Raw genomic sequence first — 12,643 nt, forward strand, 5'->3', positions numbered from 1 at the left:
TTTTTTAATAATACTCCAAAGAAAGTTAACTTATAAGCCGGGTTCTGTTTTAAACAGCCATTTATCTAGATTAATAATTACTTATTAATTCAAGCGACTCACCCGGAATTTTTTATGCGGGTCACATCTAATTCCTGTTTAGTCTTGCTCCAGATGGAGTTTACCTTGCCAAAATTGTTACCAATTTTGCGGTGCGCTCTTACCGCACCTTTTCATCCTTACCTATTATATAAAATTTTTTAATTTATGATTAAAAAAAAATATAATGGCGGTTTTTTTTCTGTGGCACTAGTCGTAAAATTTCTTTTCCCAGGCATTACCTGGCATCATTACCCTGTGGAGCCCGGACTTTCCTCTATTTATTATCAAAACATAATTCAATAGCGGCTGTTTAGTTAACTTTATTTAAAGTATTTTTATTAATCATTTTATTGTACAGAAAATTTTTTTTTATACCATATATTTTATTCATAATTTTTATAGAATTAGAAAACGATATTTCTTTCAATAAAATATTAAAAATTTTTTTCATTTTAGGAGATATAATATTTTTTTTTTTATTTTTATATCCTTCTATAATAATAACTATTTCTCCTTTTTGCCAATTTAAATTATTTTTTAATAATAATAATATTTCTTGTAATGTTCCAGTTAAAATTTGTTCCCAGATTTTTGTTAGTTCACGTGCAATCATAATTTTTCTTGTTATTTCTATTTCTTTTTTTAAGTCTTTTAAAGTATTCATAATTCTTTTTGGTGATTCATAAAAAATTAAAGTTCTTGTTTCATATTTAATTTTTTTTATTTTTTTTATTCTTTCTTGTGATAATGATGGAAAAAATCCTTCGTAACAAAATGAAGTAGTTTGAATGTTACAAGCACTTAATGCAGTTATAGCAGCACATGCTCCTGGAACAGGGACAATACGAATTTTTTTTTTATAAGCTAAATTTACTAATAAATAACCAGGATCATTTAAAAGAGGTGTACCAGCTTTAGAAACTAATGCAATATTTTGACCATTTAATAATTTTGTTACATATTGAAACGTTTTTTGATATTCATTATGTTTATTTAGAGTGTTAATAATATTTTTTATAGAGAATTTTTTTAGTAAAATTAATGTATGTTGAATACTTTCAGAAAGAATTAGATTAACTGATTTGAGAATGTGAAGAGCTCGATACGAAATATCTTGTAAGTTCCCTATTGGGGTAGGAATAATATATAAAATTCCAATATTATTTTTTTTTTATACATTTTTAAAATCCTTTAAATTTTTAATTAATAATAACATATTTTTGTATTTATTAAAAATATTTTAAAATTACTATTTTAAAAATATACTTATTATATGATATATTATAATAATAATAAAAAATTATTATTTATTTTTTATAAGATAAAATAACTTTTTAGGATGAAAATGTGTGCAGAGTAGTAATAACTGGATTAGGAATTCTTTCTAGTATTGGAGATACTATTGAAAAAGTATTATTTTCATTAAAAAATTTACAATCTGGAATTGTTTTTTCTCAAGAAATGAAAAATGCTGGCTTGAAAAGTAATGTTTGGGGTCCAATTTATTTAAAGAAAAAATATTCTATAAAACGAACAATTAAAAGATTTATGAATGAATCAACTCAATATACATATTATGCGATGAAAAAAGCTATTTTAGATAGTTGTTTGTCAAAAAAAATATATTCTAAAAATTCTAAAATAGGTTTGATTCTAGGTTCAGGATGTGGATCTATACATTCTTATTTAAATTTTTTTAAAATTTTGTTATTAAAAAAAAAAGTACGTTTTATTACCCCATATTCTTCGGTTAAATGTATGCCTTCTTGTAGTTCTGCATTATTAGGTTCTATTTTTAAAATTTATGGGAGAAATTATTCTATTAATTCTGCTTGTTCCAGTTCTTCAAATTGTATTATTCATGGCATAGAATTAATTAAATCTGGTGTACAAGATTTAATATTTGTAGGCGGCGGAGAAGAAGTAAATTGGCAATTAGCATCTCAATTTGATGCTATGGGAGTTTTATCTTCTCAATTTAATTTAAATCCTAAAAAATCTTCAAGAGCTTATGATCAAAAAAGAGATGGTTTTGTAATTTCTGGAGGGAGTGGTATTATTGTTTTAGAGTCTTTAAAACATGCTTTAATACGAAAAGCAAAAATATATGGAGAAATAATTAGTTACAGTAGTACTTGTGACGGATTACATATTACTAATCCTTCAAAAAAAGGTATTATACGTTGTATGACAAATGCTCTGAAGAATGTGCATGTTTCAGTTGATTATCTGAATACTCACGGGACTTCAACCAAAATTGGAGATTTAATAGAATTACAAGCAATTAAGTCTAGTTTTAAAAAAAAAACATTTCCTTTTTTATCCTCAACAAAATCACTTACAGGGCATGCGTTAGGAGTTTCAGGCGTTCAAGAAATTATTTATATTATCTTAATGTTAAAATATAATTTTATTGTTCCAAGTATTAATATTGAGAATTTAGATTTTGAAGCAAAAAATATGAATATTGTACAAAAAAAAATTCAAAAAAATTTAAATGTAGTGATGTCTAATAATTTTGGGTTTGGTGGTAGTAATACTTCTATAATAATTAAAAAATATAAAAAATTTTTATAATCTTTAGTAATATAATTTTTTATAATAACCTAATATACAATATAAGATTTTTAATTATATCATTTTTTTAGATAGGAAAAAGTTACATGAATAAATTAGAATCTTTAAAAAAACATAGTACGATAGTTGTAGATAGTGGTGATTTTGATCAAATTTCTAAATATAAGCCTAGTGATGCTACAACTAATCCATCATTAATTTTAACAAGTATATTATCGAAAAAAAATAATGTTATTTTAGAAAAATCTTTAAAATATGCACGTTTACAAGGTGGTTCTCATAAAAAAAAAATTATAAATGCTAGTGATATGATTACTGTTTTAATTGGAAAAGAAATTTCAAAAAAAATACCTGGATATGTTTCTACTGAAATTAATTCTGAATTTTCTTTTAATATTGATCAATGCGTACGAAAAGCTCAAAAAATAATTAATTTATATAATAATATTGGTGTACATAAATCTCGTATTTTAATTAAATTAGCTGCTACTTGGGAAGGTGTAAAAGCGGCTGAAATTTTAAAAAAAAGTGACATTTTATGCAATTTAACCTTAATTTTTTCTTTTGCTCAAGCTCGTATTTGTGCTGAATCTAAAGTGTTTTTAATTTCTCCATTTGTAGGAAGGATTTCTGATTGGTTTTTAAAAAACGATATAGATAAAAAAAAATCTTTAATTATTGATCATGGAGTTTTAGCATTAAAAAAAATTTTTTATTATTATAAAAAAAATAATTATTCTACTATTATTATGGGTGCTAGTTTTCGAAATGTTGATCAAATTCTTTCGATTGCTGGTTGTGAAAAAATTACTATTTCTCCTGTTTTATTAAATATTTTAAAAAAAAGCAATGGTTTAGTTCCTATAAAATTAAAAGAATGTAATTTATCTAAAAATATTGTTCAACCTACCGCATTAGAAGAATCAGAATTTCGTTGGTTACATAATCAAGATATGATGGCAGTGGAAAAATTAGCGGAAGGAATCCGAAAGTTTTATATAGATCAAAATTCTTTAGATTTATTAATTTCTCAAAAATTGTAAATTTTTATTATAATAATAAAATATTTTTTATTTATTACATGTTGAAAAATTTTATAATATTTTTTAAATTCAAAAATAAATAAGAGGATTTATCATGATTTCAAGACAAAAATTGTCAAATGCTTTACGAATTTTAAGTATTGACGCTATCGAAGAATCTCAATCTGGTCATCCTGGTGCACCATTAGGAATGGCTGATATTGCAGAAGTTTTATGGCGTAATTTTTTAAAACATAATCCTTTAAATCCTCAATGGTGGAATAGAGATCGTTTTATTTTATCTAACGGACATGCTTCTGCATTATTATATAGTTTATTACATTTAACTGGATATTCAATTTCATTACAAGACTTAAAAAATTTTCGTAAATATTTATCTAATACTCCTGGTCATCCTGAAGTGAATCGAACTCCGGGAGTAGAAATTTCTACTGGTCCTTTAGGTCAAGGATTAGCATCTGGCGTTGGTATGGCTATTTCTGAACATATTTTATCTGCATATTTTAATCGTAAAAATTTTTTAATTGTAGATCACTATACTTGGGTATTTGCCGGTGATGGATGTTTAATGGAAGGTATATCTCATGAAGCTTGTTCTTTAGCAGGTACTTTAGGATTAGGTAAATTAATTGTATTTTATGATGATAATGGAATTTCTATTGATGGTAAAGTTGTTGAATGGTTTTCCGATAATACTAAAAAACGTTTCTTAGCTTATAATTGGCAAGTATTAACTGTAAATGGACATGATTTTCAAGAAATTTTACATGCTATTAATTTATCCAAAAATAATCTTTCACAACCTTCATTAATTATCTGTAAAACTATTATTGGTTTTGGATCACCGAATAAATCTAATCGTTCTATTTCACATGGTTCTCCTTTAGGATCAAAGGAATCAAAATTAACTCGATTATCATTAAAATGGTCAGATAAAACTCCTTTTTTTATTCCATCAGAAATTTATAAATTGTGGGATTTTAAAATACAAGGTCAAAAATTAGAAAATCAATGGAATGTTTTGTTTCAAAAATATACTCAAAAATATCCTACACTTTCTAAAGAATATGTTCGCCGTATGTCGCGTCAATTACCAGAAATTTTTCATAAATCTGTTAAAAATTTTTTACTTACAGCACAAAAATTTCCTGAAAATATTTCAACAAGGCAAGCGTCTCAAAAAACATTAGAAATTTTTGGAGCTATTTTACCAGAATTATTAGGAGGATCAGCAGATTTAGCACCTAGTAATTTAACTTTGTGGTCTGGATCTCGTTCTATAACAAAAGACTCTTCTGGAAATTATATTCATTATGGTGTTCGAGAATTTGGGATGACTGCTATTGCTAATGGAATTTTTCATCATGGCGGTTTTATTCCATATACTGCAACTTTTTTAGTTTTTTCAGATTATGCACGTAATGCTATTAGAATGGCGGCATTAATGCATACTCATCAAATTTTTATTTATACACATGATTCTATCGGTTTAGGAGAAGATGGTCCTACTCATCAACCGATTGAACAGTTATCTACTTTAAGATATATACCAAATTTAAGTGTCTGGAGACCATGTGATACTATAGAAACTATATCATCTTGGTATTATGCTGTTCAAAATCAAACTGGTCCTACTGCATTAATATTATCTCGTCAAAACGTTTATCAAATTTCGCGTAGCACAAAACAAATAGAAAATATTTTACATGGTGGTTATATTCTAAAAGAATATGGACAGACAGTAGATATAATCGTAATTTCTACGGGTTCAGAGATAAAAATTGCATTACAAGTATCAAAAATTTTACATTTAAAACATGGTTATGGAATTCGAATTGTCTCTATGATTTCATCTGATGTTTTTGATCAACAAAATCAAAAATATCGTGATTCTATTTTACCACCTAAGATATTAAAACGTATTTCTATTGAAGCGGGTTCTAGTGAATATTGGTATAAATATACTGGTTTAGAAGGTATAAGAATTGGAATTGATAGTTTTGGAGAATCAGCTTCTGGAGAAAAATTATTTGAAATGTTTGGTTTTACTGTAAAAAAAATATTAAAACGTATTCAAAAATTTTTAAAAAAATAAAAATTTAAATTTTTTAATATTTTTGTCTTTTTTTTAATTAAGTAAAAAATTTTTTAGGATATAGAATGCTTAATAATGTATTAAATATAACAAAAAAATTAATTAGTATTCCTTCAATTACTCCTGAAGATTTAGGATGCCAAAAATTTTTAATTTCTCGTTTAAAGAAATGTGGGTTTTTTATTGAAGAATTTAATTTTAAAGATACTAAAAATTTTTTAGCTTCTAAAGGTACAGGACGGTCTTTTTTATTTTTAGGTCATACAGATGTAGTATCTCCAGGAGATATAAAAAAATGGAATACAGATCCATTTGTTCCTCAAGTTATTGAAAATGTTTTATATGGTCGTGGATCATCTGATATGAAAGGTGCGATTTCTGCAATGTTAATTGCTACAGAACGTTTTTTAAAAAAAAATCCTTATCATTTAGGACGTTTTTTATGGTTAATTACTTCAGATGAAGAAGGTAATGGGACTAATGGTATTAGAAAAGTTATTAAAATTTTAGAAAAACGTAAAGAAAAAATTAATTTTTGTTTAGTAGGTGAACCAACGAATGAAATGTTGTTAGGAGATTGTATAAAAAATGGACGTCGAGGTTCTTTAAGTGGAAAAATAAATGTTGAAGGGATTCAAGGTCATATTGCATATCCAACATTATCTAAAAATCCTATTCATATGTCTTTAAAATTTTTAAATGAAATTACAAAATATGTTTGGGATTATGGAAACGATTTTTTTTTGCCAACTCAATTTCAAATTTATAACATATTTACAAATAATTTTAGTAATAACATTATTCCAAGTTTTTTACAGATAGAATTCAATTTTCGTTTTTCTCCTTTACAAACTGTTCAATCTTTACAAAATATTGTAAATTTTTTATTAAAAAAAAATAATTTACAATATACTATTCAATGGAAATTACATGCAAAACCATTTTTTTCTTCTTCAAAATTTTTAATTAATACATTATCAAAAAGTATATATCAAATTATGAAAATTAAACCAAGAATTACAACTACTGGAGGTACTTCAGATGGTAGATTTTTAACTAAAATTTCAGATGAAATTATAGAATTTGGTTTAAAAAATACTACTATTCATCAAGTTAATGAATGCGTTCATGTTGTAGATTTAAAAAATTTAAGTCAAATTTATGAAAATTTTTTATCTTTAATATTTTTATAATTTTATTTTTTTAAAAAAATTTTTTTGTTTAATTATGCAATGATTATGTATATATATTTATCATTGCATAAAAATTTATATAAATATTTTTTTTATATTTAGTATAATGATTTTAAATTTTGTAAAATTATATTAATATTTATTATAAAATAATTATATGTGTGTAATATGAATAATTTTTAAATATTATTTTTTTTTAAATTTATTTTTTTAAGAATAGAAATTAGTTGTAAGCGCATAATATGTGTTAATTTTGTTAAGGGAAGTCTTAAATTGTCTGTTGTAATTAATTTTAAATATTGAGCTGCTGATTTAATTGGTATTGGATTAGTTTCTTGAAATAAAATTTTATGTAAAGGAAGTAATTTTTTATTTTCTTTATAAGCTTTTATGTATTTTCCTTTTAATGCTAATTGACAAATTTTTGCTATTTCTTTTGCAGCAATGTTTGCTGTTACTGAAATAACGCCATGACCTCCTAATTTTATAAAATCTAAAGCAGTAATATCATCTCCACTTATAAGTAAAAAATTTTTTTTAACAGAAAATAAAATTTTTTGTACTCTTGTTAAATCTCCTGTGGCATCTTTAAGTCCTATAATATTTTCAAATTTTGATAAACGAATAATAGTTTTAGGTAATAAATCACAGCCTGTTCTAAGTGGTACATTATATAAAATTTGTGGTAATGTAGTATTTTCAGTAATAGATTTAAAATGTTGATATAATCCTTCTTGTGTTGGACGATTATAATAAGGGGTAACACTTAAACATGCTTTCACGCCGGAATTTTCAAATTTTTTAGTTAAATAAATACTTTCAGAAGTAGAATTAGATCCTGTACCTGCAATAATTGGAATTCTTTGATTTGCAATTTCTACAGTATATAAAATAATATCTGTATGTTCTTGAGGGGTTAATGTTGCAGACTCTCCAGTTGTTCCAACAGATACAATAGCAGTTGTTTTGTTTAAAATATGATATTCGATTAAATTTTTTAAGCTCTTTTTACATAAATTACCTTTAAGATCCATCGGGGTAATTAATGCTACAATACTACCTTTAAACATTTTTATTTTTCCTGAGCTCATATAATCTTAGTAAAATACTTTTTAATATATAAAAATTTTTTGTAAAAATTTTTTTTTATAATAATTTTTGTTAAATTAATAAAATTTTTATATTTTTTTTTATTTAAATGAATAATATTTTTTATAGTTTTTATATTTTTTTTATAAATTCAGAGCTTTAATAAATATTTTTATCGATTTTTAAACGAAGTATTGCATTGTGCTCGATCACGTAATAAATGATCCATTAATACGATTGCGATCATAGATTCAGCTATTGGAATAGCACGTATTCCTACACATGGGTCATGTCGTCCTTTTGTAATAATTGTTGTTTCTTCGCCGATGTCATTAATAGTATTTCCGGGAATCGAAATGCTTGAAGTAGGTTTTAAAGCAGTATGAATAATTATAGAATTTCCATTGCTTATACCACCGAGAATACCTCCTGAATGGTTAGTTAAAAAACCTTGTTTATTAATTTCATCACGATGTTCGCTACCTTTTTGTGATGCTACTAAAATTCCATCTCCAATTTCTACTGATTTTGTTGCATTTATACTCATAATCGCATGTGAAATATCAGCATCTAATCGATCAAAAATCGGTTCACCTAAACCAACAGGTATATTTTCACAAATAATTGTAATTTTTGCTCCTATTGAATCTCCTTCTTTTTTTAGATTATCTAATAGTGAACAAATTTGTGAAATTTTAGTTATATCACTACAAAAAAAAGGATTTTTTTGAACATGATTCCAAGAAATAAAAGGACATTTAATTGGACCAATTTGTGAAAGATAACCACGAATTAAAATACCATAATTTAAAAATAAATATTTTTTTGCTAAAGCTCCTGCTGCAACTCTAATAGCAGTTTCTCGTGCAGATGCTCGGCCTCCTCCTCTATAATCACGAATTCCATATTTTTTTTGATATGTAAAATCTGCATGATTTGGACGAAAAATGTGTTTTATATTTTCATAATCTTGTGAACGAACATCATTATTTTTGATTACAATACCAATACTTGTACCTGTGGTTTTTCCTTGAAATATTCCAGATAAAATTTGAACATGATCGTTTTCACGTCTTTTAGTAGTATATTTTGAAAAACCAGGTTTTCTACGATTTAAATCAATTTGTAGATCTTTTTCTGATAAAGGAAAACCAGGTGGAACACCATCTATAATACCCATTAAAGATTTTCCATGTGATTCTCCACATGTTGTAACACAAAATATTTTTCCAATAGTATTTCCAGACATAAAATTTTCCTATAATTTTATCTTTTTTTAATATAATATTTTAAATATTAAAATTTTTCATAAAACATTTTTATTTTTAAAATAATAAAATTTTTAATATTTTTAAAAATTTTTTTTTAAATTTTTTTTTTTAATATATAAAAATATAATAACATAATTTATATTAGAAAAATAAATGAAATTTTTAATCTTTTTAAAAAATATAATGTTTTTTATAGATTTAATATATATTTTTATTAATATATGCTTAATATTATTTAAAATAATATTATATTAAATAATATATTGTTTTTAAAATTTTTAATATTTTAACATGTTTTATAGAAATAATATTTTTTGGATAATTTTTACATGAATAAAAAAAGAACTTTAATTTCTTCAGAACGTGATTTATTTTTATGCCATGTTCATGATGTTAAAAAAATAACACAAGACACTATTTTTCATACACGTTTACGTGAAAAAAAAAGAAATTTATTAGATAAAAAAATTATTTTTGAACAAGAATTACATAGTTTTTATTTTAAAAATGTTTCTTCGGATACATTATATGTTTTTCATACAGATCCGATTTGTTATATTCGTAATATTAATAATACATTTGATCTCAAAAAATTTAAAAAAGGCGAGTATATACCTGAAGTTTTTTTAGATTTACATGGAGTAAATTTATCTCAAGCTAAAAAAGCTTTAGGTATGTTAATAGCTATTTGTTTAAAAAAAAAATTTTTTTGTGCTAACGTAATACATGGATATGGAAAAAATATTTTAAAAAGTAACATTCCGATTTGGTTAATTCAAAATCCTAATATTATAGCTTTTCATCGAGCTCCTAAAATTTTTGGATTTGATGCAGCTATTTTAATTTTTATAAAAAAAATTAATTAGAATTTATAATTTTTTTTTTAAAAAAAATTTTATATATAATAAAAATTTTTAAAATTATGTTGTGTATATGTTGAAAAATTTAATATATAATTTTTTTTTAAAAAAATGATATAATAATAAAAAAAATTTTAAGGAATATCAATTTTCATACTATTTAAAAATTATTATTTATAAATTTTTTATAAAATAATATTAATTAAAGGAATTAAATGTGTTTATAAAATCTCGTTTACGTTTGGCTATTCAAAAATCAGGTAGATTAAGCGATGATTCTAAAAATTTGTTAATGCGTTGTGGTATAAAAATTAATTTTCAGAAATCAAGTTTAATAGCATGTGCAGAAAATATTTTAATTGATGTTTTGTTAGTTCGTGATGATGATATTCCTGGATTAATTATGGATGGAGTAGTAGAATTAGGTATTGTTGGTGCAAATGTTTTAGAAGAAAAAAGATTAAGCAGATATATGAAAGGTGAACAAGTAATTAAATATGAGATATTGCAAAATTTAGATTTTGGAATTTGTCATTTATCATTAGCTGTTCCAATAGAAATGAAATATAAAAATATTTTAAGTGTAAAAGATTTAAAAATCGCAACTTCTTATCCTTATTTGTTAAAAAAATATTTTGATAAAAATAATGTTTCTTTTAATTCATTTGTTTTAAATGGGTCTGTTGAAGTAGCTTTAAATGCTGGTTTATCTGATGCAATTTGCGATCTTGTGTCAACAGGAGCTACTTTAGAAGCTAATGGTTTAAAAGAAGTAGAAAGAATATATGATTCAAATGCGTTATTAATTTCTCAAAATAATTCAAAAATTTCTACAGAAAAAAAATATATTATTCAAAAATTATTAACACGTATTCAAGGAGTAATAAAAGCTCGTGAATCAAAATATATTATGTTACATGTTCCGGAATCAAAATTAAAATCTATTGTAACTTTGTTAAATGGTGCAGAGCAACCTACAATTTTAAAATTAACTGGTCATACAAATAAAGTTGCATTGCATATGGTTAGTAGTGAAAATGTATTTTGGGAAACAATGGAAAAGTTAAAAGAACTAGGAGCGAGTTCAATATTAGTTTTACCAATTGAAAAAATGATGGAATAAAAGAATTATGAATAAATTGTTAAATACTATAATGATTTGGGAATCTCTTTCTCAAAATAAAAAAAAAAAAATTTTAGAAAGACCAATTTTGTCACAACAAAAAAATTTAAAAAAAAATGTTTCTAAAATTTTGAAAGACGTATTAGAAAATGGTGATTTTGCATTAAAAAAATACACAAAAAAATTTGATAATGTACAATTAAAAAATTTTTATGTTTCAAAAGATAAATTAGAAAATTTTACTCAAAAAATTGACTCAAAATTAAAACAATCTATACTTTTATCTAAAAAAAATCTTGAAATTTTTCATCAAGCTCAAAAACAAAAAGATATAGATGTTATTACATATCCAGGAGTGAGATGTCAGCGCATTACTCTTCCTATACAATCTGTTGGATTATATGTTCCTGGTAATAAATTTCCTTTAATTTCTACTGCTTTAATGTTATCTGTACCTGCTATATTATCTGGATGTTCTGATATTACGATTTGTACTCCACCTCCTGTAAGTGCAGAAATTTTATATATTGCAAAAATTTGTAAAATAAAAAAAATTTTACAGTTAGGAGGGGCACAAGGAATTGCTGCTTTAGCATTTGGAACTACTAGTATACAAAAAGTAAATAAGATTTTTGGTCCAGGTAACATGTATGTTACGGAAGCAAAATTACAAGTAAGTCAAAAAATATCTGGTGTTTCAATTGATATGTTAGCAGGTCCTACTGAAGTATTAATTATTGCAGACGAATTTTCTAATGTTTCATATATAGCGTCGGATTTGTTAGCTCAATCTGAACATGATAAAAATTCTCAATTTTTTTTATTAACACCTAGTTTAAAAATAGCTGAATTAATTCAATTAGAAATTATTCAACAATTTGAAAAACTTGAAAATAAAAAAAATATAAAAAAAGTATTTACACATAGTTATATTATTTTAACTAAAAATTTATTTGAATGTTTTAAAATTTCAAATCAATATTCTCCTGAACATTTAATATTACATATAAAAAATTCTCGAGATTGGATTCCAGAAATAAAAAATGCAGGTTCTGTTTTTCTTGGTTCTTGGACTCCTGAAGCTGCAGGTGATTATGTGACAGGAGCAAATCATGTGCTTCCTACATATGGATCTTCCAAAACATATTCTTCTCTTGGATTATCTGATTTTCAAAAACATATTATCATTCAAGAAATTCAAAAAAATTCTTTAAATGAATTATCTTCTTATATTACAACATTGTCTAATTTAGAAGGAATGGAAGCTCATACTCATTCTGTTAATATTCGTACTTTACTAGCATAAAAAAT

At 24.2% G+C, this 12,643-nt stretch carries 10 protein-coding genes and 1 other RNA gene; 7 read left to right on the top strand and 4 right to left on the bottom strand.

The window, feature by feature from the left end:
- Window positions 1-17 precede the first annotated feature (17 nt).
- Together rnpB and rsmI are read right to left on the bottom strand one after the other, a co-directional pair.
- Window positions 18-403: RNase P RNA component class A (gene rnpB, locus BTSPAZIEG_RS00290), an RNA gene on the bottom strand.
- Window positions 392-1,240, bottom strand: coding sequence for a 16S rRNA (cytidine(1402)-2'-O)-methyltransferase (gene rsmI, locus BTSPAZIEG_RS00295; protein ID WP_075472330.1), 849 nt, complete (start codon window positions 1,238-1,240; stop codon window positions 392-394). Before rsmI ends, rnpB begins: the two co-directional genes overlap by 12 nt.
- Window positions 1,241-1,428: 188 nt before the next feature.
- Between rsmI and BTSPAZIEG_RS00300 the strand changes: the two genes are divergently transcribed.
- The 4 genes from BTSPAZIEG_RS00300 (at window position 1,429) to dapE (ending at window position 6,989) form a co-directional block, all read left to right on the top strand.
- Window positions 1,429-2,658: a beta-ketoacyl synthase N-terminal-like domain-containing protein gene (locus BTSPAZIEG_RS00300; RefSeq protein ID WP_075472332.1), complete on the top strand. Its 1,230-nt coding sequence runs from the start codon at window positions 1,429-1,431 to the stop codon at window positions 2,656-2,658.
- An 86-nt stretch (window positions 2,659-2,744) separates the two neighbouring features.
- Window positions 2,745-3,701 carry a transaldolase gene (locus tag BTSPAZIEG_RS00305; RefSeq protein ID WP_075472334.1) on the top strand — a complete coding sequence of 319 codons (957 nt, stop codon included), beginning with the start codon at window positions 2,745-2,747 and terminating at the stop codon, window positions 3,699-3,701.
- A 94-nt stretch (window positions 3,702-3,795) separates the two neighbouring features.
- Window positions 3,796-5,796, top strand: coding sequence for a transketolase (gene tkt / locus BTSPAZIEG_RS00310; protein ID WP_075472336.1), 2,001 nt, complete (start codon window positions 3,796-3,798; stop codon window positions 5,794-5,796).
- A 65-nt stretch (window positions 5,797-5,861) separates the two neighbouring features.
- Window positions 5,862-6,989: a succinyl-diaminopimelate desuccinylase gene (gene dapE / locus BTSPAZIEG_RS00315; protein ID WP_075472338.1), complete on the top strand. Its 1,128-nt coding sequence runs from the start codon at window positions 5,862-5,864 to the stop codon at window positions 6,987-6,989.
- 179 nt (window positions 6,990-7,168) lie between these two features.
- Here the strand turns inward: dapE and dapA are convergent, their stop codons facing one another.
- Both dapA and aroC read right to left on the bottom strand, forming a co-directional pair.
- The gene (gene dapA, locus BTSPAZIEG_RS00320) at window positions 7,169-8,059 is read right to left on the bottom strand and encodes a 4-hydroxy-tetrahydrodipicolinate synthase (protein WP_075472340.1); all 891 of its coding nucleotides are present in this window, start codon (window positions 8,057-8,059) and stop codon (window positions 7,169-7,171) included.
- 191 nt (window positions 8,060-8,250) lie between these two features.
- On the bottom strand, window positions 8,251-9,327 hold the full coding sequence (gene aroC, locus BTSPAZIEG_RS00325; protein ID WP_075472342.1) for a chorismate synthase: 1,077 nt from the start codon (window positions 9,325-9,327) through the stop codon (window positions 8,251-8,253).
- Window positions 9,328-9,678: 351 nt separating this feature from the next.
- On the opposite strand from aroC, the gene smrB reads away from it, so the two are divergent.
- The 3 genes from smrB (at window position 9,679) to hisD (ending at window position 12,638) form a co-directional block, all read left to right on the top strand.
- A complete protein-coding gene (gene smrB, locus BTSPAZIEG_RS00330) occupies window positions 9,679-10,215 on the top strand; it encodes an endonuclease SmrB (protein ID WP_075472344.1) in 537 nt (178 codons plus the stop codon).
- Window positions 10,216-10,426: 211 nt separating this feature from the next.
- The gene (hisG, locus tag BTSPAZIEG_RS00335) at window positions 10,427-11,332 is read left to right on the top strand and encodes an ATP phosphoribosyltransferase (RefSeq protein WP_075472346.1); all 906 of its coding nucleotides are present in this window, start codon (window positions 10,427-10,429) and stop codon (window positions 11,330-11,332) included.
- A gap of 7 nt (window positions 11,333-11,339) precedes the next feature.
- Window positions 11,340-12,638, top strand: a complete 1,299-nt coding sequence (gene hisD, locus BTSPAZIEG_RS00340) for a histidinol dehydrogenase (protein ID WP_075472348.1) — start codon at window positions 11,340-11,342, stop codon at window positions 12,636-12,638.
- Window positions 12,639-12,643 lie beyond the last annotated feature (5 nt).

The organism is Buchnera aphidicola (Tuberolachnus salignus) (assembly GCF_900016785.1).
Lineage (GTDB): Bacteria > Pseudomonadota > Gammaproteobacteria > Enterobacterales > Enterobacteriaceae > Buchnera_F > Buchnera_F aphidicola_M.